This is a genomic window from Immundisolibacter sp., assembly GCF_050250495.1.
Taxonomy (GTDB): Bacteria; Pseudomonadota; Gammaproteobacteria; order Immundisolibacterales; family Immundisolibacteraceae; genus Immundisolibacter.
Genome location: NZ_JBFWOM010000007.1, coordinates 95,395 through 121,502, shown reverse-complemented (window position 1 = coordinate 121,502; position 26,108 = coordinate 95,395). Strand labels below are relative to the sequence as shown.

General features: G+C 67.6%; 23 protein-coding genes and 1 tRNA gene. 9 read left to right on the top strand and 15 right to left on the bottom strand.

Going from position 1 to position 26,108, the window contains the following annotated elements; all coding sequences use genetic code 11:
• A complete protein-coding gene (locus AB7F93_RS07395) occupies positions 1 to 1,677 on the bottom strand; it encodes a sigma 54-interacting transcriptional regulator (RefSeq protein ID WP_428302249.1) in 1,677 nt (558 codons plus the stop codon).
• Positions 1,678 to 1,911: 234 nt separating this feature from the next.
• On the opposite strand from AB7F93_RS07395, the gene AB7F93_RS07390 reads away from it, so the two are divergent.
• The 5 genes from AB7F93_RS07390 to AB7F93_RS07370 all read left to right on the top strand — a co-directional run bounded on the left by AB7F93_RS07390 (position 1,912) and on the right by AB7F93_RS07370 (position 6,904).
• Positions 1,912 to 3,267, top strand: coding sequence for an aromatic ring-hydroxylating oxygenase subunit alpha (locus tag AB7F93_RS07390; RefSeq protein WP_428302248.1), 1,356 nt, complete (start codon positions 1,912 to 1,914; stop codon positions 3,265 to 3,267).
• Positions 3,257 to 3,784, top strand: a complete 528-nt coding sequence (locus tag AB7F93_RS07385) for an aromatic-ring-hydroxylating dioxygenase subunit beta (RefSeq protein WP_428302247.1) — start codon at positions 3,257 to 3,259, stop codon at positions 3,782 to 3,784. The genes AB7F93_RS07390 and AB7F93_RS07385 overlap by 11 nt, the downstream gene beginning before the upstream one ends.
• 10 nt (positions 3,785 to 3,794) lie before the next feature.
• Positions 3,795 to 5,135 (top strand): aromatic ring-hydroxylating oxygenase subunit alpha, encoded by a 1,341-nt coding sequence (locus AB7F93_RS07380; protein ID WP_428302246.1) that lies wholly within the window; start codon positions 3,795 to 3,797, stop codon positions 5,133 to 5,135.
• A gap of 14 nt (positions 5,136 to 5,149) precedes the next feature.
• Positions 5,150 to 5,692 carry a 3-phenylpropionate/cinnamic acid dioxygenase subunit beta gene (locus tag AB7F93_RS07375; protein WP_428302245.1) on the top strand — a complete coding sequence of 181 codons (543 nt, stop codon included), beginning with the start codon at positions 5,150 to 5,152 and terminating at the stop codon, positions 5,690 to 5,692.
• 72 nt (positions 5,693 to 5,764) lie between these two features.
• Entirely contained in the window at positions 5,765 to 6,904 is a 1,140-nt protein-coding gene (locus tag AB7F93_RS07370) for a fatty acid desaturase (RefSeq protein WP_428302244.1), read from the top strand.
• 34 nt (positions 6,905 to 6,938) lie between these two features.
• On the opposite strand, the gene AB7F93_RS07365 is transcribed toward AB7F93_RS07370, so the two are convergent.
• From AB7F93_RS07365 to hcaB, 6 genes are all read right to left on the bottom strand, one after another.
• Positions 6,939 to 7,012, bottom strand: a tRNA-Ile gene (locus AB7F93_RS07365).
• 59 nt (positions 7,013 to 7,071) lie between these two features.
• Positions 7,072 to 8,937 (bottom strand): RNA polymerase sigma factor RpoD, encoded by a 1,866-nt coding sequence (gene rpoD, locus AB7F93_RS07360; protein ID WP_428302243.1) that lies wholly within the window; start codon positions 8,935 to 8,937, stop codon positions 7,072 to 7,074.
• Between the two features lie 51 nt (positions 8,938 to 8,988).
• Positions 8,989 to 10,731: a DNA primase gene (gene dnaG, locus AB7F93_RS07355; RefSeq protein ID WP_428302242.1), complete on the bottom strand. Its 1,743-nt coding sequence runs from the start codon at positions 10,729 to 10,731 to the stop codon at positions 8,989 to 8,991.
• Positions 10,732 to 10,806: 75 nt separating this feature from the next.
• Positions 10,807 to 11,283 (bottom strand): aromatic-ring-hydroxylating dioxygenase subunit beta, encoded by a 477-nt coding sequence (locus AB7F93_RS07350; RefSeq protein WP_428302241.1) that lies wholly within the window; start codon positions 11,281 to 11,283, stop codon positions 10,807 to 10,809.
• A gap of 4 nt (positions 11,284 to 11,287) precedes the next feature.
• Entirely contained in the window at positions 11,288 to 12,478 is a 1,191-nt protein-coding gene (locus tag AB7F93_RS07345; RefSeq protein WP_428302240.1) for an aromatic ring-hydroxylating oxygenase subunit alpha, read from the bottom strand.
• Between the two features lie 57 nt (positions 12,479 to 12,535).
• On the bottom strand, positions 12,536 to 13,351 hold the full coding sequence (gene hcaB, locus AB7F93_RS07340) for a 3-(cis-5,6-dihydroxycyclohexa-1,3-dien-1-yl)propanoate dehydrogenase (RefSeq protein ID WP_428302239.1): 816 nt from the start codon (positions 13,349 to 13,351) through the stop codon (positions 12,536 to 12,538).
• 178 nt (positions 13,352 to 13,529) lie between these two features.
• Here hcaB and AB7F93_RS07335 point away from each other — a divergent pair, with 178 nt between their 5' ends.
• From AB7F93_RS07335 to AB7F93_RS07320, 4 genes are read left to right on the top strand one after another with little or no spacing between them, the layout of a single operon-like run.
• On the top strand, positions 13,530 to 14,855 hold the full coding sequence (locus AB7F93_RS07335) for an aromatic ring-hydroxylating oxygenase subunit alpha (protein WP_428302238.1): 1,326 nt from the start codon (positions 13,530 to 13,532) through the stop codon (positions 14,853 to 14,855).
• Positions 14,856 to 14,893: 38 nt separating this feature from the next.
• The gene (locus AB7F93_RS07330; protein ID WP_428302237.1) at positions 14,894 to 15,382 is read left to right on the top strand and encodes an aromatic-ring-hydroxylating dioxygenase subunit beta; all 489 of its coding nucleotides are present in this window, start codon (positions 14,894 to 14,896) and stop codon (positions 15,380 to 15,382) included.
• 28 nt (positions 15,383 to 15,410) lie between these two features.
• Complete coding sequence (locus AB7F93_RS07325; protein WP_428302236.1) at positions 15,411 to 16,304, top strand: ABC transporter substrate-binding protein; 894 nt, start codon at positions 15,411 to 15,413, stop codon at positions 16,302 to 16,304.
• A 5-nt stretch (positions 16,305 to 16,309) separates the two neighbouring features.
• Positions 16,310 to 17,191, top strand: coding sequence for an NAD(P)-dependent oxidoreductase (locus AB7F93_RS07320; protein WP_428302262.1), 882 nt, complete (start codon positions 16,310 to 16,312; stop codon positions 17,189 to 17,191).
• A gap of 62 nt (positions 17,192 to 17,253) precedes the next feature.
• Here AB7F93_RS07320 and AB7F93_RS07315 read toward each other — a convergent pair whose 3' ends face one another.
• From AB7F93_RS07315 to AB7F93_RS07280, 8 genes are read right to left on the bottom strand one after another with little or no spacing between them, the layout of a single operon-like run.
• Positions 17,254 to 18,252: a ketopantoate reductase family protein gene (locus tag AB7F93_RS07315; RefSeq protein ID WP_428302235.1), complete on the bottom strand. Its 999-nt coding sequence runs from the start codon at positions 18,250 to 18,252 to the stop codon at positions 17,254 to 17,256.
• Positions 18,253 to 18,280: 28 nt separating this feature from the next.
• A complete protein-coding gene (locus AB7F93_RS07310; RefSeq protein ID WP_428302234.1) occupies positions 18,281 to 18,847 on the bottom strand; it encodes a c-type cytochrome in 567 nt (188 codons plus the stop codon).
• Between the two features lie 10 nt (positions 18,848 to 18,857).
• Positions 18,858 to 20,429: an FAD-binding oxidoreductase gene (locus tag AB7F93_RS07305; RefSeq protein ID WP_428302233.1), complete on the bottom strand. Its 1,572-nt coding sequence runs from the start codon at positions 20,427 to 20,429 to the stop codon at positions 18,858 to 18,860.
• Between the two features lie 55 nt (positions 20,430 to 20,484).
• Complete coding sequence (locus tag AB7F93_RS07300) at positions 20,485 to 21,846, bottom strand: aromatic ring-hydroxylating oxygenase subunit alpha (protein ID WP_428302232.1); 1,362 nt, start codon at positions 21,844 to 21,846, stop codon at positions 20,485 to 20,487.
• A gap of 26 nt (positions 21,847 to 21,872) precedes the next feature.
• Positions 21,873 to 23,189: an aromatic ring-hydroxylating oxygenase subunit alpha gene (locus AB7F93_RS07295; protein WP_428302231.1), complete on the bottom strand. Its 1,317-nt coding sequence runs from the start codon at positions 23,187 to 23,189 to the stop codon at positions 21,873 to 21,875.
• Between the two features lie 46 nt (positions 23,190 to 23,235).
• Complete coding sequence (locus AB7F93_RS07290) at positions 23,236 to 24,351, bottom strand: fatty acid desaturase (RefSeq protein WP_428302230.1); 1,116 nt, start codon at positions 24,349 to 24,351, stop codon at positions 23,236 to 23,238.
• A 44-nt stretch (positions 24,352 to 24,395) separates the two neighbouring features.
• Positions 24,396 to 24,626, bottom strand: a complete 231-nt coding sequence (locus AB7F93_RS07285; protein ID WP_428302229.1) for a non-oxidative hydroxyarylic acid decarboxylases subunit D — start codon at positions 24,624 to 24,626, stop codon at positions 24,396 to 24,398.
• A gap of 2 nt (positions 24,627 to 24,628) precedes the next feature.
• Positions 24,629 to 26,092, bottom strand: a complete 1,464-nt coding sequence (locus AB7F93_RS07280; protein ID WP_428302228.1) for a non-oxidative hydroxyarylic acid decarboxylases subunit C — start codon at positions 26,090 to 26,092, stop codon at positions 24,629 to 24,631.
• Positions 26,093 to 26,108 lie beyond the last annotated feature (16 nt).

Genomic DNA, 26,108 nt, shown 5'->3' with positions numbered 1-26,108 from the left:
TCAGCCGGCGGAGCTGGCCGCGCGGCGGTGGCGCTCCAGGCGCAGCTGCACCTGCCGGCGGGTGAGGCCCAGCGCCCGCGCCGCGGCGGCGAGGTTGCCGCGGGCGTCGCCCACAGCCTGTTCCAGCAGGGCGTGCTCGATGGCGGCGAAGCGCCCGCCGTGGGTCTCCGCCGCCAGCAAGCCCGAGACCTGCGCGCGCACGTCATTGTTCTCAAGGGGTGCACCGTCGCTGAGGCGGCCTGCGGCGTCGAGCGCGAACGCCGCCAGCCGCGGCGGGCCGCCGCGCAGCGCGAGCTGCGGCAGGTCTATGGGCTCGCCGTCGCCAGCCAGCAACACGGCGCGCTCGATGATGTTTTCAAGCTCGCGCACGTTGCCGGGAAAGTCATACGCGAACAGCGCCTCCACGGCGCGCGCGGTGAAGCCCGGCACGGTCTTGTCGTGCTCGGTGCAGAAGCGGCGCAGCAGGTGCGCCATCAGCAGCGGGATGTCGTCGCGCCGCTCGCGCAGCGGCGGAATCGGCACCGGGAAGGTCGTCAGGCGAAAGTACAGATCCTCGCGAAAGCGCCCGTCGTCCACTGCCTGGCGCAGGTCGACGTTGCAGGCGGCCATGACGCGTACGTCAACGCGGCGCGTCTGGTTGTCGCCCACGCGCTCGATCTCGCGTTCCTGCAGCGCGCGCAGCAGCTTGCCCTGCGCGGCCAGACTCAGGCTGGTCACCTCGTCCAGGAACAGCGTGCCGCCGTCGGCGCGCTCGAAGCGCCCGGCGCGCGACTTGCTGGCGCCGGTGTAGGCGCCCTTGACCACGCCGAACAGCTCGGTTTCGATCAGCGTTTCCGGCAGCGCCGCGCAGTTGACGGCCACGAACGGCTCGTTGCGGCGCCCGCTCATGCGGTGCGCGAGGCGCGCGAACACTTCCTTGCCGGCGCCGGTCTCGCCGACGAACAGCAGCGTGGCGCGGCTGTCGGCCGCCTTGCGCAGCAGGTGCATGGCGGCGCCGAAGCCGGCCGAGATGCCGACCACGCCGTCGTGCTCGCCGGCCGGCGCGTCGGCGAAGCGGTTCACTGACGCTTCCGGCTGGTAGTAGCGCGTGTCGGGTGCCTGCGTGAGCCACTCGTCGAGCGGCTTGCCGATCAGCCGGCAGGCCTCGTGGCCCATGCCGCGGCACTCCACCTCGCGCATCAGGATCGGCCGCCCGGCGAAGGCGCTGGCAAAGCCGCTGGCGTAGCCGCTTTGCATCCAGCACACGGGCTCCGGGCTCTGGCCGTAGGCGTCCAGATGCGTGGCCGCTTCGAGCGAGTCGTGGACCAGGAATTCGCCGGCGAAGGCGCCGCTTTCCGGCTCGGCGTTGAGGTGCACGACCTCGGACCAGCCGAAGCCGGCCAGTGCGTGCACCTGCGGGCCGACGGCGAAGGCGTCGAAGTAGCTCACGTCCGGGCGCAGGCGGCGGGCGGCTTCGGCGTCACGGCCGCCCTCCGCATAACCGATGCGCGACAGCAGCTCGCGCGTTGCCGCCGGCCCCAGGCGGTCGATCAGCTCGCGCCGCAAGGCGCCGTACACGCTGGCCGTCAGCAGCACGCCGCGCTGGTCGCGCACCCATATGCGGCCGGTGTCGGGCGTGAAACGGACCTGCTCGGCGAGGTCGCGGATGTCGGGCAGATGGACGACGGCGCTGGACATGGTGACGCTCGGGTAAGAAATCGTGCGGCGATTATGGGCGTATGTGACGCGAGCGTCACAGTCGCTGCGCCGCGGTCGCGCCCGGCGCTTCCTTGGCCTGTCTTAAAGCGGCCTGCTGCCTGAACGAACGCCTGCTTGGCACGCCGGCTGCAAAAAGACCGCTCAGCCAGCCACCGACGCGCCGCGGCCTTCGCCGCCCGCGGTGGTTATGTTTTCCCGCAGGAGGAGCCCCGAATGAACGCTTACGCCGGCCTGGTCACGGGCGCGGGCGCCGCGCAGCGTCGCCAGATATATGCCGACCCGGCCGTGTACGAGCAGGAGCTCGAACGCATCTTCGGCCGTTGCTGGCTGTTTCTGGTCCACGAGTCGCAGATTCCGAACCCGGGCGACTTTCAGCGCACTTACATGGGCGAGGACGACGTGCTGGTGGTGCGCCAGCCGGACGGCTCGATCAAGGCGTTTCTGAATACCTGCACGCACCGCGGCAACCGCCTGTGCCGGGCGGACCGCGGCAACGCGAAGGCCTTTGCCTGCAACTACCACGGCTGGGCGTTCGGCACCGACGGCGCGCTGGTGGGCGTGCCGCTGGAGAAGGACGCCTACTTCAACGAGATCGACAAGGCCCGCTTTGGCCTGGTGCCGGTCGAGCGCGTCGAGTCCTACAAGGGCCTCGTGTTCGGCTGCTTCGACCGGAACGCACCCAGCCTGTCGGACTACCTCGGCGACATGAAGTGGTACCTCGACGTGTGGCTGGACGCGCTGCCCGGCGGCAGCGTGCTGCTCGGCGAGGCGCAGAAGGTAGAGATCCTCACCAACTGGAAGCTGCCGGTCGAGAACGTGTGCGGCGACGGTTACCACCTCGGCTGGGCGCACGCCGGCGCCATGAAGGCCGTGCAGAGCATGGATTTTTCGGGCTTCACGGTCGGCAACGCCAGCGTCGATCTCGAAGGCGGGCTGTCGATCGCGGGCCTCAACGGCCACTCGCTGCTGGCGACCGTGGACGGCGTGTCGGGTTACAGCTTCTATCCGGACAACGGCGAGATCATGCAGTGGCTCGAAGCCAACCGCCCGACGGTGATCGAGCGCCTGGGGCGCACGCGCGGCGAGCGGTTCTGGGGCTCGCAGCTCAACTTCACCATCTTTCCGAACCTGCAATTCCTGCCGGGTCTGAACTGGTTCCGCGTCTACCACCCGAAGGGCCCGGGGCGCATCGAGCAGTGGACCTGGGCCATGGCCGAATCGGCCATGCCGGACTCCATCAAGCAGCGCATTCTCGACAACCAGCTGCTCACCTTCGGCCCGGCCGGCCTGTTCGATAACGACGACGGCGACAACCTCGCCGCCTGCACCGAGCAATCGCGCGGCTGGCGCACGCGCCAGATGGACGTGCACACCAACATGGCGCAGGGCAGGAGCGGCGCGCGTGCGGGCCTGCCGGGCGAGATCGCCGTCGGCGTGGTCAGCGAGCACAACCAGCGTTTCTTTTACCGCCGCTGGCAGGAACACATGGCCGCCGCCGACTGGAGCGCCGTGCCGCAGTACAACCTGAACCCGCTGTCCGCCGCGGAGGGTCGCGCCCATGTCGGCTGACGCGCACGTCCTGCTGCCGGTCGAGCAGCACCTTGCCCTCACGCAGGCGCTATACCGCGAAGCGCGCTTGCTGGATGCCGAGCGCTACGCCGACTGGCTGGCCCTGCTGGCGGATGACGTGCGGTACCGACTGCCGCTCACATCAAGGCGCTTTCGCGCCGACCGCAGCGCGGCGCTCGCTGTCGGGCCGGGCTACGTGTTCGACGACGACAAGGCGCGTCTTGGCCTTCGCGTGCAGCGCCTGGAGTCGGGTCTCGTGTGGGCCGAAGACCCGCGCAACGCCGTGCGGCGCATCGTCAGTAACGTGGAGATTTACGTTGCCGATACGCAAGGCGAGGCGCGCGTGCACTCGGTGGTGGAAATCCACCGCAGCCGCATCGACGCTCAGCAGCGGCGCCTGACCGCCGGTCGAACGGACCGCTGGCGGCTGGATCAAGGTCAATGGCTGCTGGTGCAGCGCGACATCGCGTTCGACCACCCGATCGTCATCGACAGCAATCTGAACGTTTTCTTCTAGGAGGAGCGCCATGAAACCGTACGAAGCCACGCAGCCACCGCAGGACTACTCGCGCTACATGGACCTTGGCGAAGGCTGGGTCGACCGGCGCATCTTCTGGGACGAGGCTATCTACGAGCGCGAGCTGGAGGCCATCTTCGCGCGCTGCTGGCAGTTCGTGGCGCACGACTCACAGCTGCCGAACAAGGGCGATTTCCTGACTACGTATCTTGGCGAGGACGGCGTGATCGTCGCCCGCCACGCCGACGGCAAGGTGTACGCGTTCCTGAACGCCTGCACGCACCGCGGCAACAAGATCTGCTTCGCCGACGAGGGCAACGCCCGCCGCTTCAACTGTAACTATCACGGCTGGTCCTTCAACACCGCGGGTGAGCTGACCGGCCTGCCGAACGAGGCCGAGGCCTACGACGCCGGCGACATCGACAAGCGCCAGTGGGGCGCGCGTCAGGCGCGGGTGGAGTCCTACAAGGGCATGATCTTCGCCACCTTCGATCCCTCGGCGCCGTCGCTCGAGGACTACCTCGGCGACTACCGCTGGTACCTCGATGCCTTTCTGGACAACGACGAGGGCGGCATCGAATTCCTGCCCGGCACCATCAAGTCCTACGCCAACGCCAACTGGAAATTCGGCGTCGAGAACTTCATCGGCGACGCCTACCACGCCTGGTGGACGCACGATTCCGGCGGCAAGGCCATGATGGGCGGCGCGTTCCCGGCCTACGACCCGACGGACACGTTTCACGCCAGCGTCAACGGCCACGGCTGGGAATTTGCGCTGGAGGGCTTCGGCGACATCGCCATCCTCGGCAGCCAGGAAATCATCGATTACTACACCGAGATCCGCCCGCGGATGATCGAGCGCATCGGCAACCTGCGCGCCCACATCTTCGGCTCGCTGGCGTCGGCTGCCATGTTCCCCAACATGACCTTCCTGCCCGGCATCCACACCTTCCGCACCTGGCTGCCGCGCGGCCCGCGCAAGCTCGAACTGCGCATCTGGACCGTGGTGCCCAAGGACGCGCCGCAGTCCGTGAAACAGGCCATCAACAAGGCCTGCAACATGACCTTCAACCCGGCCGGCACGCTGGAAATGGACGACGGCGAGAACTGGGAGGGCAACACCCGCACCAACGCCGGCTGGGTGAGCCGCCACGAGAAGCTGCACTACGGGTCGGGCCTGAGCCGCCGCATCGAGCACCCGGACCTGCCGGGCATCGTGCACAAGGGGCAGTTCAACGATGCCAATCAGCGCCTGTTCTACCAGCGCTGGGCGGACCTGATGAACGCCCGTACCTGGGCCGACGTGCCGCAGCGTTACACGCCGCGCTACGCCGGCCGGCCGACGCGCTGAAGGAGCCCCCCGCCATGAACGCAATCGCCAAGGACGTCGAGGCCGCCACGCAGCCGCCGTCGCTGGAACTCATCAGCGAAATCACGCAGTTCTATTACCGCGAGGCGCGCCTGAAGGACCGCCAGCAGTACCGCGCGTGGATGGACCTGCTGACCGACGACATCCACTACTGGATGCCGGCGCGCACCCAGCGCTACCGCAAGGACGAGCGCGCGCCGTCGATCTACGACAGCGCCTACTACAACGACGACAAGTTCGATCTCGACCGCCGCCTGAAACGGCTCGAAACCGGCACCTGCTGGACCGAGGACCCGCGCACGCGCACCGCGCACCTGGTGCACAACGTGGAGGTGGAACACACCGCCAATCCCGACGAGTACCGCGTGTACTCGGTGTCGGTCGTGTACCGCAACATGAACGAGGACGAGGAGCACACGCTGTACTGCCACCGCGAGGACCTGCTGCGGCGCGTTGGCGGCGAGCTGCGCATCGCGCGGCGCCTGCTCACCGTGCAGCAGAACGTGTTCCTGAACAAAAGCCTGAACGTCTTTCCCTGAACGCATCGCCGGGGCCACGGAGGGCTCCCGGCCGCGTTTTTCTGAACTCACTCCCCACGACGGACCGCCCCCATGAAGGATTACCTGCGTTACTACCTGTGTTCGCTGACGGTGCTGGCCGGCATCGCCGGTTTCGTCGCCGGCGGCTGGTGGATGGGCGCCGGACTCGGCACGTTCTTCGTGCTGGCGGCGGCGGCGCAGGTGACGCCGGTCGACCACGCCGTGCGGCAGTTCCGCCACCCGCTGCTCGCCGACCTGCCGCTGTACCTGCACGGCGCGCTGATGATTGCGCTGTACGGCGCGTTCGCCTGGCGCCTGCAGGCCGGCATCGGCGTCGAAGGATTCGGCGCGCAGGCGGCGGTGCTGGCGCTCGCCGTCGGGACGCTGGTGTGGCTGAACGCGGTGCCGAATGTGCCCGTCGCGCACGAGCTGATGCACCGCAAGGACTGGTTCTCGCGCGGCCTGGCCAAGCTGCTGTGCGCGTTCTTTGCCGACGCGCATCGCGACATCCCGCACCTGTACACGCACCACATCCATTTCGACACCGATGCCGACGCCGACTACGCGCCGCGCGGCAGCACCGTGTACCCCTTCATGTGGCGCTGCACGCGGCGCAACGTGGACGAGCTGCTCGCCGCCGCCCGCAAGCGGCGCGAGGTGACCGGCGCCGGCCTGTGGTCGCCGCGCAATTTCCTGTTCTGGGAAGTGGCGCTGCTGGTCGCCATTCCGCTCGCGGTGGGCGCGTACGGCGGCCTTTTGGCGGGTCTGCTGACGCTCGCGGCGCAGGTGATCGCCAAGTTCTTCCTGGAGGCGCTCAACTACCTGCAGCACTACGGCCTGGTGCGCGTGCCCGGTTCGGCGACGCAGCTGCACCACACCTGGAATCACCTGGGTTGGCTGGACCGCACCATCGGCTACGAGATCACCACCCACGTCGACCACCACATCGACCCCGACCTGCGCTTCGACCAGCTCATCCCGCACCCGGACGCGCCGCAGATGCCGAACCTGTTCGTGTGCGCGGTGAGTGCGTTCGTGCCGCCGCTGTGGTTCAAGTACGTGGCGATGCCGCGCCTGAAGGACTGGGACCTGCGCTTCGCGAGCCCGGCCGAGCAGGCCATCGCGCGCGAGGCCAACCGCAAGGCGGGCTGGCCGGACTGGCTGGGGGAACAGGCCGTCACGGCACCCGAGACGGCAGCGGCCCACGCCTGAGCGTGGCGTTGCCGTCGGCGCCGGGGTGTCGGAGTGGGCCCTGTGGGACTCGAACCCACAACCAACGGATTATGAGTCCGCTGCTCTAACCGATTGAGCTAAAGGCCCGTTCGAGCAGGGCCGGCCACGCGCGGCGGGGCCGGTGGGGCAATGGCGTCAGTCGAGCGTCAGTCGAGAAAACTGCGCAGCTTCTCGGAGCGGCTCGGGTGGCGCAACTTGCGCAGCGCCTTGGCCTCGATCTGGCGGATGCGCTCGCGGGTGACGTCGAACTGCTTGCCGACCTCTTCGAGCGTGTGGTCGTTGTTCATCTCGATGCCGAAGCGCATACGCAGCACCTTGGCCTCGCGCGGCGTCAGCGACGCCAGCACGTCCTGCGTCGCATCGCGCAGGCTGTCGGCGGTGCTGATGTCGATCGGCGACAGCGTGTTGGTGTCCTGGATGAAATCGCCAAGGCTCGAATCCTCATCGTCGCCGATCGGCGTCTCCATCGAGATCGGCTCCTTGGCGATCTTGAGCACCTTGCGGATCTTGTCCTCGGCCATCTCCATCTTGACCGCAAGTTCCTCCGGCGTCGGCTCGCGGCCGAGCTGCTGGAACAGCTGCCGCGACACGCGGTTCAGCTTGTTGATGGTCTCGATCATGTGCACCGGGATGCGGATGGTGCGCGCCTGGTCAGCGATCGAGCGGGTGATGGCCTGGCGAATCCACCACGTGGCGTAAGTCGAGAACTTGTAGCCGCGGCGGTATTCGAACTTGTCGACCGCCTTCATCAGGCCGATGTTGCCCTCCTGGATCAGGTCCAGGAACTGCAAGCCGCGGCTGGTGTATTTCTTGGCGATCGAGATCACCAGACGCAGGTTGGCCTCGACCATCTCCTTCTTGGCCTGGTTCGAGTGCCGGTCGCCGGCCAGCATCTGGCGGTTGATCTCCTTGATGGCGGGGATTTCAAGCCCGTGTTCGCGCTCGATTTCGGCGAGCTTGCGCTGCGCGCGGCGGATGTCGTCCGTGAACTGCTTCAGGCGCGTGCTGTGCTTCTTCTTGGCCTGCACTTGCACGTCGAGCCACCCGGTGTCGGTCTCGTGTCCCACGAACACGCGCAGAAAATCCTTGCGCGGCATGTCGGCCTTGTTGACGCACAGGTCGAGGATGACCTGCTCCTGCTGGCGGATGCGCTCCATCAGGCTGCGCATCAGGCCGGCCAGATCTTCGACCTGCTTTGGAATGACGCGCAGCTTGAGCAGGTTGGTGTTCAGCTCCTCGCGCAGGTCGGCCAGCTTCTGCGGATTAGGCTTCTTACCGGCTTCGAGTTTGGCGACCTGCTCGCGCAAACCGCGCAGCATCTCGAAATGCGCCCGCACCAGTTCCGGGTCGGGCCCGATCTCGACCTCCTCTACCGCCGCCGGCGCGTCCGCCTCGATGTCGGCCTCGTCTTCCGCGGCGTCGTCCACTTCCGCAGCGACCACCGATGCGTCGTCGCTCGACTCGGTCGCAGCGTCACCCTCCGCCTCCTCGACTTCATAGAAGCCGGCCACGAACGACGACAGGCGCAACTGGCCCGCCTGGACCTGGTCGTAGAGGCCGAAAATCTCGTCGAGCGCGCGCGGCAGCCGCAACAGGGCCGCGACCACCTGCTGCTGGCCGGCCTCGATGCGCTTGGCGATGGCGATCTCGCCCTCGCGGGTGAGCAGTTCCACGGTGCCCATCTCGCGCATGTACATGCGCACGGGATCGGTGGTGCGGCCTTCGCGCTCGACCGCGGTCATGGCCGCGGCGGCTTCCTCGACCGCTTCGTCCTCGGTGACCGCCGTGTCGCCGCTCATCAGCAGCTCTTCCATGTCCGGCGGGGCGTCCGACACGCGGATGCCCATCTCGGTGATCATCCCGACGATGCTTTCGAGCTGCTCGGCCTCGACGATGTCCTGCGGCAGGTGATCGTTGATCTCGCCGTAGGTGAGGTAGCCGCGGGCCCGACCGAGCGCCAGCAGTTGCTTGAGCTCGTTGTTCTCTTCCGAGTGGTCGACGGCGTTATCCATGGGGCACCTCGAAGCGATTTGCGCGGAACCGAGAATTATAACCACGGACCATCAGGTCGGGGTTTTGCGCTGCGGTTTCAAGAGCGCGAGCACCTCGGCTTTCTGTTGCGGATCGAGCCGACTTGGCGCGGCGTCGCGCAGCAATGCGCCAAGCTCCGCCCGCTGTGTCTGCGATCGCAATCCGGCCGCAATCTGCCGCAGTTCCTCGGCGGCCTCCTCGGCCGTGTCCGGCACCAGCTCGCCGCCGGCGAGGATGCGCGACAGCGTGGCGCCGTCGTCGCTGTCCCGCCACAGCTCGATCAGCCGATCGAGGCGCGGTCGCGACATGCCCGCGACGGTGCCGAGCAGGCGACACAACAGGTTGATGCCCGGTCGGCTGACGGTTTCGAGTGCTTCGGGCGTGCCCAGTTCGGCCGCGAGTTCGGGGTAGTGGGCCAGCACCAGAATGGCGCGGCGGATCAGCGATGGGCGCAGCGTGCCGGGCACCTTGCGCGGCGGTTGCGAGCGTCGTTGCGGGGGCGAGGCGGGCACGCTGCGGCCGACCAGGCGCCCGATTTCGTCCGCCAGCAGGTCGCGAAAGGTGCCCGCCGGCAGTTTTTCAAGCTGCGGTTTGGCCAGCACCGACAATCGGGCGCGGCCCTCCGCCGAGCCCAGATCGACCTCGTCCTGCAGGCGGCGCAGCAGGTATTGCGACACCGGCGTGGCGTCCCGGGTCAGGGCCAGAAAGGCCTCCTTGCCGACGCGTCGCACCAGCGAATCCGGGTCGTCGCCCTGCGGCAGGAACAGCACCCGCAGCTCGCGGCCGTCGGTGAGTTCCGGCAGCGCCGTGTCGACGGCGCGCTCGGCCGCGCGCCGGCCGGCGTTGTCGCCGTCGAAGCACAGGATGACGCGCGGCGTGAGCCGAAACGCGGTCTTGAGATGATCCGCCGTGAGCGCGGTGCCGAGTACCGCGACGGCGCTGTCGATGCCGTGCTGGGCCAGCATCACCACGTCCATGTAGCCCTCGACCACCAGCAGCGCGTCCGGCTGGCGGGCGTGGGCGAGCACGTTCGGCAGGCCGTACAGCTCGCGGCCCTTGTGGAACACCGGCGTTTCGGGGGAGTTGAGGTATTTCGGTTCGCCAGCGCCGACGATGCGACCGCCGAAGCCGATGACCCGCCCGCGGCGGTCCTCGATCGGGAACAGGATGCGCCCGCGGAAGCGGTCGTAGCCGCGGCGGTCCTCGTCGCCGGTGAGGAGGCCGGCCTGGCGCAGCAGGTCTTCGCCGTAGCGCGGCGCGAGTGCCTGCTTGAGCCGGTCCCACTCGTCGGCGGCGTAGCCGATATGAAAACGCGCCGCCGTGGTGCCGTCGAGGCCGCGGTGCTTGAGGTACTCGATGGCCGTAGACGCCGCCGGGTGGCGACGCAGCTGCTGCTGGTAAAACGTGCTCGCCGCCGCCAGGACCTCGTACAGGGGCGCGAGCGGCGGGCCGGACGGCGTCTGCGCGGCTTCCGTTTCCTGGGGCAGATTCATCCCGGCTCGCTGGGCAAGTTCGATCACTGCCTCGCGAAAATCGAGCCGGTCGAGCGCCATAAGAAAGCCGATCGCCGAGCCGTGCGCGCCGCAGCCGAAGCAGTGGTAGAACTGCTTTTGCGGGCTGACGGTGAAGGACGGCGTCTTTTCTTCGTGAAACGGGCAGCGGCCAGACAGCTCCCGGCCACTGCGCCGCAGCGGGACGCGCGCGCCGATCACTTCCGCAATGTCGGTGCGCGCCAGAACGGCGTCGATGAAGTCGTCGGGGATGCGGCCGCTCATGGCGTGCACGATAGCGCGCCCCGGGCCGGGGGAAAACACGGCCTGCCCCGGACTGGCCGGGGCAGGCGCGGTCGATCAGATGGGGTACACGATGTAACGCGGCGCGACGTTGGTATCCATCACCGCACGGCGGGACTTGAGCTTGGCGCCGGTGCCGTTGATGGCGATCTCGTCCACGTAACGACCGGTCACCAGGATGCCGGTGTTGCCGGCGGAGTCGGTGTAGAACACGCTGAAGTTGCTCACCGTGTTGTACAGATCGCCGCCCTTGGGCGTGCAGGCGATGCGCTGCACGAAATGGCGGGTCTGGTAGTCCTCGAAGGTGCCGGCCCAGACCTTGGTCACGTAGGTGACGCGGTCTTCAAGGCGTTCGTGGCAGTCGTCCATCATCAGCGCGAGCGGCAGGCCCTGCTCTTCGTTTTCGGCTGCGATGCAGATGTACGAGCCGTCAGCCGTGAAGCTGTCCAGCCAGCCCTGCATGTTCTTGCTGTCCAGCGCGGCGATATAACTGGTTTGCAGCGCGTCGATCTGTGCGAGCACGTCGGCGGTCATCGGTTCAGTTCTCCTCTCGTTCGAAGCCCATCACGCGCCGGTAGTACTCCCACTTCGGGAGATTGCCGGCCTCGTCGTTCTGTTTGAAATCGAGCCACATGTCGCCGCGCTCGTGCTTGACGCCCTTCTGGAACACGGCGTTGCCCGGCGTGCGGTTGCCCTGCTGCACGCGCAGGAAGATCGACGCGTCCTCCATGGACACCATGCCGCACGGGCCGAGCATGTTCGACGACTGGCGCAGGCGGTGCGTCACCATCGCCTCGTCGTCGTCGGCGTGCGCGAAGTAGGCGTAGTGCACCTCGGTCTTGAGCAGCGAGCGCGCCACGGCGAAGCGCACGTTGATCATGTCCAGATGCTTGGTCATCACGGTCAGCGGGTTCAGGCTGACGATGACCGAGCCCTTCGATGTGTGCGTGCCCTTGAACTCGATCAGCGACGGGTCGCGCAAGAAGCCCACGTTGTTCGGCACCTTCAGTTCCGACTGGAACGCGATGTGGCCGTTCTCGGTGGCGAACTGCGTGCCGCCGCCGCCCTGCCAGTTCAGCATCTTGAACGCCAGGTGCAGCAGCGGGGCGTGGTAGCCGTCGTTGTCGACGTAGGCCTTCCAGTTGCAGTCGTAGCTGACCTTCTGGTAGCCGAGCAGCCGCAGACGCCCGTCGCCCCCCAGCAGCTGCAGCAGCGCCGGCTGGGTGCGGCCGAGCCAAGTGTCGATGTCGGGTGTGCCGTCGTGCAGCGTGGCGAAGATGAGGCCGCCGACGATGGCGCTGCGGACCTCGGCGAGGCCGCTGTCTTCCTGCCGGAAGCTCGGCGCGAAGTCATCCTTGCCGGGGCAGCCGCGCAGCGCGCCGGTGCTGTCGAACAGCCAGCGGTGGTACGGGCACTCGTATTCGGTCTTGTTGCCGCGGTTGCTGGTTTCGAGCAGCGTGCCGCGGTGCGAACAGGCGTTGTAGAACACCCGCACCTGGCCGTCCTGGCCGTGAATGATCAGCAGCGGCCGCTCGCCGATGTGGAAGGTCTTGAAGTCGCCGACGTTCGGCAGCTCGCCCGTATGCGCCACCGGGTGCCATTCCGGGCCGTAGAAGATGCGTTCGAGTTCGAGCCGGAAGATGTCTTCCCGGTCGAAGATGTCCTTCGGGATTTCGTTCAGCTTGGCCGGCCAGTGCACCGGCGTGCCAAAGAGGGTCGGAGCGTTCATGGTGGGGGTGTCTCCAGGCAGCTAGGCGAACGATTGTATATGTCAATCGTCGGCGCCTTACAGGTCTTCGCCGCCCGCCATCTTGGTGAAGCCGCGCGCGCCAAGGCCGCCGTCGGTGTTGATCACGACGCCCGTCATCGGCGCCGAGTTGGCGCGCGATGCGAGCAGCACGTAGGGCCCGCAGTAGTCGTCCGGCACTGCGGCGATCTGCAGCGGGCTGATGGCGCGCAGCATGTCGTCGAGGCCGTCCATCTGGCTCAGCTTGACCTCGGCAGTGCCGGTGGCAGCCAGGCCGCCAAGTTCGGTCTTCATGCCGCCCGGCGCCACGCCGTTGACGCGCACCTTGGGCGCCAGTTCGTAGGCCAGCTCGCGCACCAGGCCGACCACGGCGTGCTTGGAGGCGGTGTAGATGGGCCCACCGCCCGCAGGATAAAAACCGGCGTTAGAGATGGTGTAGATGAGGCTGCCGCGCGTCTTGAGCAGTTCCGGCAGCGCCGCCTTGGCGCCGAGCAGGTAGCCCTTCACGTTGACCGCGAACAGCTCGTCGAAGGCCGCCGAGATGCGCTCGGCGTCGAGCTGCGGCAGGGTCTGGAAATAATCGAACACGCCGGCGTTGCCGATGAAGGTGTCGAGCCGCCCGAAGCGCTCCACCGTGGCCTGCACCACGCGGGCATTGTCGGCGTAGGTGGTGACGTCGCCGGTGATGGCGAGCACGCGGTCGCCGAAGTCGCGTTCGAGCTGCGCGGCCTTGGCCGCGTCGCGCTCCAGCACGCCCACCGACGCCCCTTCCGCGATGAAGCGCTGCACTAGCGCCCGGCCGAGGCCCGACCCGCCGCCGGTGATGATGGCAACGGTATTGTCCAACCAACCCATGTGAACCTCCTGTTCGTGTTGTGGCGGCCTCGGGCGTCGCCCGGCTGCGCAGTTTAACGGTGGCCGGCGCGCAAATTGCCGCTGATCCTACCAATCGTTAACATGCGCAATCCCCGTGTCGTCGCGGTTTGGTGATCGCGCCAGGCCGGGGTTTCCCCGCCCTCCCGGAGGCTCCCCCATGAAACCCTTCGAATCAATCAACCTCGACGCCTACCTCGACGAGCGCCCGGCCGAGGGCGTGATCCGCGTCGACCGCTCCATCTTCACCGACCCGGCCATTTTCGAGCTGGAGATGGAGCGCATCTGGGAGCGCTCGTGGCTGTACGTGTGCCACGAGAGCCAGATTCCGAAGGCCGGCGATTTCCTGACCACGTACCTCGCGCACCAGCCGGTCATCGTGATGCGCGGCGCGTCCGGGCAGGTCAACATCTTCATCAACGCCTGCGCGCACCGCGGCTCCCAGCTGGTGCACGAGGAGCGCGGCAACAAGACCGACATGACCTGCTTCTTCCACGGCTGGTGCTTCGATACCGAAGGCAAGCTGATGTCGGTGACGCGCGAGAAGGGCGGCGGCTACCCGGACCAGTTCTGCAAGGAAAACTTCAACCTCACCCGCGCGCCGCGCGTGGAGTCATACCGCGGCTTCGTGTTCGCGGCCTTGAGCGACGAGGTGCCGACGCTCGCCGAGCACCTGCGCGACGCGCGCGTGATGATCGACATGATGGCCGACCAGGGCGGCGAGGCCGGCCTCGAAGTGCTGCGCGGCCACTCGACCTACACCTTCGACGGCAACTGGAAGCTCCAGGCCGAGAACGGCGTGGACGGCTACCACGTGCACGGCCTGCACGTGAACTTCGCCATGACCACGCAGAACCGCGAGCGCATCCGCGCCGGCGAGAACCAGATCAAGTCGATGGACGTGTCGCAGCTCGGCAACCTCGACGCCGGCTTCTTCGACTTCGGCAACGGCCACGTGGTGCTGTGGGGCGACTGGCCAAACCGCGGCGACCGGCGGCCGAACTTCCACATGTACGACGAGTGGACCAAGAAATTCGGCGAGGTCTACACCAACTGGATGATCGGCAAGCTGCGCAACACGCTGATCTACCCGAACGTGTTCCTGATGGACCAGATGTCGAGCCAGATCCGCGTGTTCCGGCCGGTTGCGGTCGACAAGACCGAGGTCACCATCTACGCCATCGCGCCGAAGGGCGAGTCGCCCAAGATGCGCGCCCACCGCATCCGCCAGTACGAGGACTTCTTCAACGCCTCCGGCATGGCAACGCCGGATGACCTCACCGAGTTCGGCTACGCGCAGAGCGCGGCGCAGGGCCGCCTGGCGCGCTGGAACGACCTGACGCGCGGCATCAAGTTCCTGACCAAGGGCGCGGATGCGCGCGCGGCGGCGCTGGGCATCAACCCCGATTACTGCGGCGGCAAGGTGGAGGACGAGGGCATCTTCCTCGCCCAGCACCGGCACTGGCTGCACGCCATGCAGAAGTGATCGCGCCCGTCCCCACTCCCGAACCGTAGGCCAAGACCATGGATGACGTCGCGCGCTGCGCCGACCTGCTGTACACCGAAGCCCGCCTGATTGACCGCAAGGCCTGGGACGACTGGCTTGCGCTGTATTTGCCAGACGCGGAGTTCTGGATTCCAGCCTGGGAGTCCGAGCACAGCTACATCAGCGATCCGCAGAACGAAATCTCGCTGATCTATTACCCGGACCGCAGCGGGCTCGAAGACCGTGTCTACCGCCTGCGCACCGGCATGTCGTCGGCCTCGGTGCCGCTGCCGCGCACCAGCCACATGGTCGGCAACGTGCAGGCGAGCCGGCAGGCGAACGGCGACTTCGCCGTCGACGCCGCCTGGCAGGTGACGTATTTCAAGCACAAGCAGACGCATTTTTACGCCGGCCAGTACGAGTACCTGCTGCGCCCGCAGGCCGACGGCAGCCTGCGCATCGCGAAGAAAAAGGTCATCCTCATCAATGACCTGATCCCACAGGTACTCGACTTCTACCACGTCTGACAGCCGCCGGCGGCGGCGGGAGCGCGTCATGGACACCGTCAACTGGGGCACGCCGCCGGTCGGCCTGTTCAACTTCCCGATCGAGGCCTGGCAGCGCGGCGGGCGCTTCGCCGAACGCGGGCTCGACCTCACGCTCTCGAGCCACCTGACGGGTGAGGAATACGGCGCGCGCATCCGTGCCGGCGCCTACGACATGGGGCAGATCGGCACGCCGGTGTTCCTGCCGGCGGCGGTCGGCTCGCGCGAGTACGCGGTCGTCAGCATCGGCTTTTGCGACTTCGCTCCGTTTTATCTAGTGGCGGCGCCGGAGGTCGGGCGACTGTCCGACTGCCGCGGCGAGAAGGTCGTCATCAACAAGCGCATGACCTGCCCGGGCAGCCTGCTGGAATGGCACGCCCGCCAGGAAGGGCTGACCATCGGCGATTTCTCGGTGGTCGAGCTGATGAAGGACAGCGCCTTCGACAACTACGGTCAGGCGTTTGCGGACGGCATCGAGCGCGGCGCGTTTCGCATCGGCATCCTGTACGAGCCGTACGTCAGCCTGGTGGAGCGCCGCTACGGCTGGCGCGTGCTGGCGGATTACGCCGACCTGCTGCGCCCGGCCAACTACGGCATCCTGCTGTACGCCCGCCGGCGCTGGATCGAGGAGAAGCCCGAGCTCGTGCGGCGCATGGTCCACGCCTACTTCGCGGCGGCCTCCTGGGGCGTCGATCATCCCGCCGAACTGCGGCCATTTGCCTCGCAACTGCCGTTCGTGACCGAGGACGACATCGAAAACGCCATGCGCCGCGACGGCCGCCACTGGCTGCGGGAGCCCAGCCTCGACTGGGCGTTCCTGAAGCGTGTGGAGCAGGAGCTCGTCACCCAGCAACGCGTGCCGGCGGACTACGACATCCGCGATTACGTCGCCGCCACCTGGTGACCGCCATGCGGCTCGGCTTCGTCGGCGTCGGCGTGATGGGCGTGCCCATCGTGCGCCATCTGGTCAGCGCCGGGCACAGCGTGCACGCCTACGACCCCGCCGCCGCGGCACTCGAAAAGGCGCAGGCCGTCGGCGGTCACGCCGCACAGTCGGTCGGCGACGCGGCGGCCGGCGCGCAGGTGGTGTTCGTCGCGGTGTCGAACCAGGACGTGCTGGGCGAGGTGCTGCGCCAGCCGGACGGCATCTTCGAGCGCGCCGCGCCGGGCGCCGTGGTGGTCGATCTCGGAACGACCGCCCCGCCGCGCTGCCGTGCCTTCGCGGCCGAGGCAAGCGCCGCCGGCATGAGCTACGTCGATGCGCCCTTGAGCGGCTCCGCGCCATGGGCAGAGGCCGGCACGCTGGCGGTCATGGTCGGTGCCGAGCCGGCGGCGTTTCAGACCGTAAAGCCGCTGCTCGACACCTTCGGCGGCAGCATCTTTCACTTGGGTCCGCCCGGCAGCGGGCAGATCGCCAAGCTGTGCCACCAACTCGCCTTCATGGGCACGCTGGTCGGTCTCAGCGAAGCCGTCGTGCTCGGCGAGCGCTGCGGCATCGACGGCGTGCAGCTGATGGACGTGCTGGGGGCGTGCGTGTCGCCGCGGCACGTGCTCGATTTCTACAAACCCAAGCTCGCCGCGCGACCGTTCGGCGAGGGCCCGACCGGGCTTGGCATCTTCTACAAGGATCTCAAGGCCGTGCAGGAGTTCTCGCAACAGGACGCGGGGCTCACGCTGCCGCTCGGCGAGGCGCTGCTGGGGCTGTTCCAACAGGCCATGGATGCCGGCTACAAGAACTTCGACCCGTTTGGGCTCAGCGAGCTGATCGAGCGGGGCGTGATCAAGCGTTGAGCGACGCTCCGCCCACAAAAAAGGCGCCTCGCGGCGCCTTTTTTGTCGGCCATCAGGCCGCCTCACTCCAGGTACGCGTCCTGCGCCTTGACGATGCGGTACACGGTTTCCAGCACCGGCACCGCAAGGCCAAGCTCCGCGGCCTTGTCCAGGAAGGGCTTGAGCAGGTAGTCGACCTCGGTCTTCTTGCCGCGGATGACGTCCTCGTGCATGGAGGTGCGCCCGCGCATGCCCTGCTGTTTGAGGCGCTCGCCGAGCTTCATCATCATGGCGACGCCGCCCTCGAAGTCGAGCTCGTTCAGTTCCTTGAACTGCGACATCGGCGCGTAGAAATTCTGCGGCGTGTAGCCCATGGCGCCGTAGACGCGCAGGAAGTCCTTGGCGAGCGCCACGTAGTGCTCGGCGCCCTGGCGGATCAGCAGGCCATCCTGGAAGTACAGACGCAGGCCGAGCGTGCTCACGGACCAGCCGGATGCGGTGCCGATCTGCACCAGCTTTTCCCACAGCACCTGCATGATGTTGGGGACGGACTTGGCGACCAGGCCGCCGCGCGTGAAGGCCTCGGCCAGCGCGTCGGTGCGCGCGCTGGTGCCGCCGTCGAGTTCGCCGAACCAGGCGGTGATCGGCGTGGTGAGCGGGTTGCTGACGACGCCCGGCTCGTGCAGCGTGCCGCCCTCGATGGTGGACGCGCCCACCACCTTGTCGCGGCCGGCCCAGGCGCGCAGGCGCTCTTCCTTGCCGATGCCGTTTTGCAGCGAGAACACGTTCTTGCAGCGGGTTTTCAGGCCCTCGGCCTGGGCGAGCGCGGTTTCGGTGTCCTTGCCTTTGACCAGCACGATCAGGTGGTCGAATTCGCCCTTGGCCTCGTCGGGGCTGGTGACGGCGGTGAGGTTCTCGCGCACGACATGGTCGCCGCGCACGCCGCTGATCTTGAGGCCATTGGCGTTGATGGCCTGCGCGTGGGCCGGGCGGCAGATGAGGGTAACGTCCTCGCCGGCCTTGGCGAGGTAACCGCCGATGACCGAGCCGAGACCGCCGGCGCCGAGAATGACGAATCGCATGTTGGTTCCTTGAGTCGAGTGGGGAGGGTCAGCGCTTGCGCCGGCGCAGCAGCAGAACAATCACCGCCACCAGCACCGCGATGGCCGGCAGGATGACTGTGAACAGGCGCGGCCGGATGCCGAACACCCAGATCTCTTCCAGCGTCGGCGCCTTGGTGTAGGCGCCGCCCGGGTGCTCGGCCGGGGCCTTGCCGGCCGGCGTGCTGCGCACGTACTGCACCAGGCGTTCCAGCTCGGCTTCGGTGACGTCGGTCGGGCGCAGCGGCGGCATGCCGAGCAGGCCGTTGCGCACCACGTGCGCGATGTATTCGGCCGGCAAATCGTCGCGGTTCAGGATCACCGCCTTGTCGGCGCCCTTGGTCATCGCGAGCTTGGCGGTGCCCGGATGGTCCGCCCCCGGCGCGTGGCAGGCGCGGCAGAACAGCACGAACAGCTCCTCGCCGCTGCGCTCGCCGACCGGCGTGGCGGCGTCGGCCTGCGGGCTTACCGCCGCGTCAGCCGTGGCGTCGTCGGCCGCCATCGCGGTTCCGTTGAGGCCAGCCAGGCCCAGCAGCGCGGCCGCGGCGAGCGTCTTCATCGTTGTTGTACGGGTCATGTGCGCAGCCTCAGTTCCGCGGGCCGGTCCAGTTGGACGGCCAGATGCCGGACTTACCCGGCGACAGGATGCCGTTAGGGTCCAGCGCGTCCTTGATGCGCTGGTTCACCTTGCGTAGCGCCCCGTCCTGGCCGTCGTACATGTCGGCGATGATGTCCATGTAGGTGAGGTTGGCCTTGAGCTCGCCGTAGCCGTGCGCCTTGGCTATGGCCACCAGCTCGCGCGAGCAGGCGTCGGCGCGCTTTCTGGCGTCCTCGTCGCGCGGGTCGAACATGACCATGACCAGCGTGATCATGGTGCGGAACATGGCCACTTCTTCGCAGATCATGTCGAAGCCGTGGCGGTTCAGCAGTTCCTTGAACAGGTTGAACATCTCCCAGGCGTTCTTGCCGGTCATGGCCGCCATGGGCGTGAAGTTCAGATGCCCGCCGCCGGCCCAGTTCACGAGGTTGAACTCGGTCATGTTGGGCTCGCCGCGCATCAGCTTTTCGCGGTAGTTCCAGCCGGCGTCGTCGGCCGGGCGGTCGCCCTGCAGATAGATCTTGGCTCCCGGGATGCGCTTGAGCTCGTGCTCGACCAGTTGAAAGGCCAGTTCGACGTTCTCGGGCAGGCCGTACAGCGCGCCGTACATGTTCCACATGCCAAGGTCGAGCTCCGTGGCGAGCTCGCGCCAGCGCGAGTCCGGAATGACGCCGGGCTGGTCCCAGATTTCCTTGCGCAGGCGCTGCACGGACGCGCTGTAGGAGATGTGTTCGATCACGGCGCCGTTCTGGATGACCATGTTCATCTTCAGCGGCCGCAGGATGTCCATCAGCGGCTTGATGTCTTCCTCGTTCTGGAAGGTCGCCATGAACGGCTTGTAGGCCGGCGGCACCGGCATCAGCCAGAAGCCCATCTTGGTGACGATGCCGAAGTTGCCCTGCGAGAACATGCCGTCCACGTACGGGCCAAAGCCGTACTTGAACAGCTGCCAGCTGGCGTTGCCGGGCATCGCGCCCATGCCGGTGCGCAGCAGCTGGCCGTCGGCCAGCATCACTTCCATGCCGCAGGAGAACAGCAGGTGGTCGGCGTACGGCGTGTAGCCGGCGCCGTGTTCGAGCGCGTTGCCGATGACGCCGCCCCAGCCGGGCGCGGCGCAGTCGATCCACAGCTTGTAGCCCTTCTCCTGGATGTGCTGGTAGAGCTGGAAATACGACACCCCAGGCTCGACCAGGCAGTAGCCGTCCTGCTCGTTGACCTCCAGGATGCGGTTCATGCGCTTGAGGTCGAGCACCAGATAGCCCGCCTGCTTGGGCGCCGGGCCGCCGTAGGCAAAGTTCTTGCCGTTGCCGTAGGTCCACAGCGGCAGCTTGTACTTGTTGGCCACCTGCAGCACGCCCTGCACTTCCGCCACCGAGGCGGCGGAGATGGCGGCCGACGGCATGCGCTCCTCCGGCTGCACCGCGGACATGTGATCCAGGTACGGCTGCAGGTCGCCCTCGGGATCGGCAAACACCCAGGCGGCGCCGACGATGGCGCGGATCTCGGCCAGCGCGGACTGGAAGTCCTCGCGCGTCACGCCAGGCGGCAGGTATTCGGGCATCGACGTCTCCTTGTCGCCGGCGGGCTGGCCGGCGTTATTGGGTTGAAACCGTTATTCAGCCGGCCAGCACGGGTGCCAGCAGGCGCAGCCACTCGCGGTACTGGCCGTGCAGCAGCACTTCGTCCTGAAAGTCCGGGCCGCTCATCTCGGCCGCCATGCCGACGGCGGTCGACTCCTCGTCGCCGCCCGCGCGGGCCTGCGAGAAGCCGCGGTCGTAGCCGAGCTGCCAGGGCACGAGCCGCCCCTGCAGGCCGTCGTGGCAGGCCTCGAAGGTGGCCAGATCGTCCGGCGTGGCAAGGCCGGTGGCGTTGTAGAAATCCTCGAACTGGCGGATGCGCCGCGTGCGCACCTCAGGCGTGTCCTCGCGCGCGCCGAGGGCGTAGCTCTCGACCTTGGTGAAGTCCACCGACACCGGCTTGATGACGCGAATCTGCGTCGCCGCATGGTCCATCAGCAGCAGGTTCGGGAAGATCAGCAGGTTGCGCAGGCGGCCGACCACCCACTCGGCGTGGGCGGCGCCGTGGCGAGCGGCTACCTGTTCGCGCCGGGTCCACACCGGGCGGTTCTGCGGCTGGCCGAAGCTGCCCCACATCAGCGTGTGGCCGTGGCCGTAGTCGTACCAGCCGGACTTGAGCTTCAGCAGGTCGTCACCGCCGAAGCTGCGTTGCACGCCGCCGGCCGCGGCGGCTTTCTTCGCGCGGCGCTCGGCCTCGCGCTTCATGATGCCGACGTAGTTGGCGTGCACGGCGGTGAAGTGGTAGCCGTCGATGCCGTTTTCCGGTTGCAGCTTCCAGTTGCCGCGGTGCGTGTAGCTGGACGAGCCGCGCAGCACCTCCAGCGGATGCTCGGACTGGTCCATCACGAAGTCGATGGCCTTGGCGGCGCCGCCAAGGTGTTCGGCGAGCGACGGCACGTTCGGGTTCAGCGAACCGAACACGAGCCCGCGGTAGGTTTCGAGCCGCGGGATGGCTTTGAGGTCATGCGACTGCTGCTCGAACACCGGCGGGTAGGCGCCGGTGGCGTGGTCCTTGATGTCGACGTTCTTGCCGGTGCTGTCGTACACCCAGCCGTGGTACGGGCAGGTGTGGAACTGCTGGTTGCCGCGGCGTGTGCGGCACAGCGTGGCGCCGCGGTGGGCGCAGGCGTTCACGAAGCCGTACACCTTGCCGTCCTTGCCGCGCGAGATCACCACCGGCTGGCGGCCCATCTCGGTGGTGAAGAAATCGCCCGCATTCGGAATCTGCCCCTCGTGGCACAGGAACAGCCACGTGTTCTCGAAGATGTATTTCATCTCCAGCTCGAACAGCTCGGCGTCGTTGAAAAGGCGCCGGCTCACGAGGAAGGTGCCGTCGCTCGGCTGGTCGACCACCAGCTCGGCGGGATCGAGCAGCGTGTGGGTTTCGACGGGCTTGTTCATGGCGTGATCTCCGGTGGGGGCAGCGCTCAGCGCTGACCGGTCAGCAGTTGCTGCCAGCGGCGGTAGAAGCTGTGGAAGATGTTCTCGTCGGCCCAGTCCGGGCCGAGCGAGTGCGGCACGGCGCCGATGCTGCGCGCGGCCTCGTCCGGCTCGAACTGCACGCGCGCGAGACCGCGGTCCAGGTGCTGCTGCGTGCCGGCGAGGCCGCGGTTGCCCTCCTGGCAGGCCTCGAACTCGCGCAGGTCATCCGGCGTCGCCATGCCGGTGGCGTTGAAGAAGTCCTCGTACTGGCGGATGCGCCGGTTGCGGGCAAAGGCGCTCTCGCCACGGGGCGCAATGCCGAAGATGGTGACCTCGGTCTTGTCCACGGCCAGCGGCCGGAACACGCGAATCTGCGTGGACGTCTGGTCCATCAGGAACACGTTCGGGAACAGACCCAGGTTGCGGCTGCAATCGATCATCCAGTGCGCCTTGACCGGACCCACGCGCTGTTCGAGTTCGTCCCGGCGCTGCGCGAGCGGCCGGTCGGCGGCGCCCGGCACCACGCCCCACAGCAGCGTGTGGCCGCTGCCAAGGTCATAGGCGCCGCTGCGCATCTTGGTGATGTCGCCGCCGCCGACGATGGCCTTGACCTTGTCCTCTTTGCCCATCGCCATGCGCCGCTGCACCATGGCGACGTAGTTGGCGTGGACGCTGGTCACGTGGTAGCCGTCGACGCCGTTCTCGGCTTGCAGCTTCCAGTTGGCGTTGAAGGTGTAGGTGGAACTGCCGCGCAGGATTTCGAGCCCGTCCGGCGATTGATCGGCCATGAGGTCGATGAACGGCCGCGCCGCGCCCAGGTGCTCGGCAAGCGTCGGCACCCGCGCCGACAGCGAGCCGAACACGAAGCCGCGGTAGGACTCCAGCTTCGGGATGGCCTTCAGGTCATGCGACTGCTGCTCGAACACCGGCGGGTAGGCACCCGTGGCGTGGTCCTTGATGTCCACGTTCTTGCCGGTGCTGTCGTACACCCAGCCGTGGTACGGGCAGGTGTGGAACTGCTGATTGCCGCGGCGCGTGCGGCACAGCGTGGCGCCGCGGTGGGCGCAGGCGTTGACGAAGCCGTACACCTGGCCGTCCTTGCCGCGGCTGATGACGACCGGCTGGCGGCCCATGTGCGTGGTGAAGAAATCGCCCGCGTTCGGGATCTGGCTCTCGTGGCACAGGTACAGCCAGCTCGCCTCGAAGATGTGCTGCATCTCCAGCTCGAACAGCTCGGGGTCGAGGTACACGTCGCGGTTGACGGCGAACACGCCGTCCTGGGCGCGGTCATCCAGCAGCGTCTTGAACTGTTCGATCTTCATGGGTGCGTCTCCTCCTGGTGGGGGCAGGTGGCCCCGCCGGCGCCGTCTACGCGGCGCTCGGTACGGGTGCGTCGGAAAGCCAGTCCGGCCAGCCGGCGGCGCGGTTGGCGGCAATCGCCAGCTCGCGTTCGCGCGCGTTGGCGTGGTGGGTATCCCAGTGCTGCAACAGCGGGCGGCCGATCACCCGCTCCCACAGCGGCGGGACCAGCGCCAGCACGAAGCAGGTCACGGCGCTCGGCATCTGCGGCGCGGCCGGGCGCGGCGTCAGGCGCCAGTACGGCCGGTCCGGGTCCACGTGGTGCTCGGAGTGGGTGACGATCTCGAAAGTGAGCGCGCGGCCGAGCGGCGTAAGGTGGTTCCAGGCGTGGCGGTCCTCGATAGGCGTGCCGGGCTCGCGCAGCAGGCCGTAGTGCTGGATGTAGCTGAAGATTTCCAGAATGAACAAACCCAGCGCCGACACCAGCATCAGCAGCAACATGCCGGTAAGACCCGTCGCGAGGTAAAAGCCGCCGAGCAGCAGCGCGTACATCGCGATGCCGCGCAGCACGAGGTTGCGCGGCGTCCAGAAGCCGAGGCCGAGCCGGTCAAGGCGCGCCATTTCGATCTGCCAGCTGCGCCGGTGCTGGCGAAACGCCGCCCGCGCCACGAAGCGGTACACGCTCTCGCCGCGAAACGGCGTCTCGGTGTCGTCCGGCGTGTCGGTGTCGATGTGGTGCACGTGCACGTGCGCCAGCGAGCTGTAACCGGACGCGAAGATGGTGCCGAGCACGCTGCCGACGAATTTGCCGAGCGCGCTGTTGCTGTGAAACATCTCATGCGCCGCCGGCAGGCCGCCGAGCGCCGTCATGAACGCCACCGACACCGCCGCGCCGAGGTAGTCGAGCGGTGCCAGGCCCGCGTTGGCGTGGCCGATGCGCCAGGCAAACGCCACCCACAGCGCCGCCACCGGCACCACCTGGAAGTACAGGATCACGTTCGCCAGCAGCGGGTGGGCGCCGCGGCGCATGCCGTGGTCCTTGCCGAGCAGCGGGTCCAGCATGGCCACCAGCAGGAAGGCGCCGAAGCCGAGCCACACCCAATGCCCGCCGAGCAGCAGCCCGGCGATGCCGCTTGCCACCAGCAGCGCCGGCGACATGTAGCGCAGGTAATCCAGTTGCGTCATCGGAGTTCCCTCTCCTTGGATCACGGCGAGCAAGAGCAGCGCCTTCAGCGCGCCACCGTCGGAATCACCACCCCGAAGCGCTCCGGGTGGCTCGGGTCGATCTGGAACACGGCGCGCCGCTTGGCCGGATCGATCGACAGCGCGGGCTCGGTGTCGCGCCAGGTGAAGCAGCAGGCCGTGCAGTAGTGCACGGTCCAGATCACCTGGCCGTCTTCCTTGCCCTGGTACTCGACCCGGTTCTTGTCGCCGCCGCAGCGCGGGCAGTTCACGGCCATGCTCAGTTACCTCCCTGCAGGTCGCGGATGCGCGCCGCCAGCGCGTCGATGGCCGGCCCGGAGGGCGGGCTCACGATTTCCACATCGCCGCCGATCGGGTCGGGCGGCATGTGCGTGGTGGCGTCGATGATGAGGTGGTGGCCCTTGCCGGGGATCACCGCGGCCGGGTCGATCATGATTCCGGCCATGTCGTTCAGCAGCATGATGTCGCTGGCGCGGGTGCGCACCGACAGCGCCCACATGACCTGGTTCAGATCGAACGGGTCCACGTCCGCGTCGACCATGATCAGGTTCTTGAGGTACATCAGGCCATGCGGCGTGGAGAGTGCCCGCAGCGCCACGCTCTTGGCGAAGCCGGCAAAGCGCTGCTTGACCGAGATGATGCCGGTCAGGCCGTGCTGGTAGAGCGCGTTCACGGCCTGGACTTCCGGGAACTCTTTTTTCAGCTGCGCGTAGATCGGCGCCGAGGTGTTCAGGCCGATCAGCGTGTCGTGCTCGGTCCAGCCGCGGCCGATGTAGATGTTCTCGAAGATCGGGTTTTTGCGGTGCGAGACGGCGGTGACCTTGAACACCGGCGCCCGGCGCACGCCGCTGTAGGAGCCCGGGAACTCGCCGAAAGGCCCCTCGAACTCGCGCCGGCCGTGCACGTACTCGGCCTCGATGACGATCTCGGCGTGCGCCTGGATGTCGAGGCCGTTGCCGGATTCGGTGAGCTCGATCGGCGCACCCATCATGGCGGACGCGTAGGCGTACTCCGATTCGTCGTAGCCGATGGGCGTGGCCGCGAACATGGCCATCGCCGGGTGGTTGCCGAGCATCACGGCGATCTTCAGCGGCTTGCCGGTTTCCTCGGCGGCCTGCATGTGCCGGCCCATGTCGTGGATCGGCACGCTCATCAGCGTGAACTCGTCCGGGCCGTGCGGCTGGATGCGGTAGATGCCGACGTTCTGCTTGCCGAAGTTGTCGGGATCGTTCGGATCCCGGCTGACCACGTTGGCCTTGCCGATGTAGTAGCCGCCGTCGAAGTCGTTGATGCGGTACAGCGGCAGCAGGTCGTAGAGGTTGATGTCGCGCTCGATGCGCACCTCGTGCACCGGCGCCTGGCCGGGCTTCACGCGCGGCAGCTGCGCCTTCTCAGAGCCCCAGCGGCTGATGATGTCGTAGAACATCGTCTTGATGCTGGCGGTTTTCGGATGCCCCAGCAGCACGGCGAGATTCGCCCAGCTGCCGTGCACGCCCGTCACCAGCCGCCGGCCCTGGTAGCCGCGAATCTTGTCGAACAGGATGGCCGGCGCGCCGGCCACGTCCTGCCCGGCGGCGACGCACACCTCACGGATGCCCGGCTCCGGCATCACCGGGTCCGGCCAGGTGATGCACTGGCCCTGGCTGTCGAGCAGTTCGAGGAAATCCCGCAGCGACCGCACCGAGGCGGCGAGCTTCACGGGCAGGTCGGAGTACTTGTTCACGGATGGCCTCCTGCGG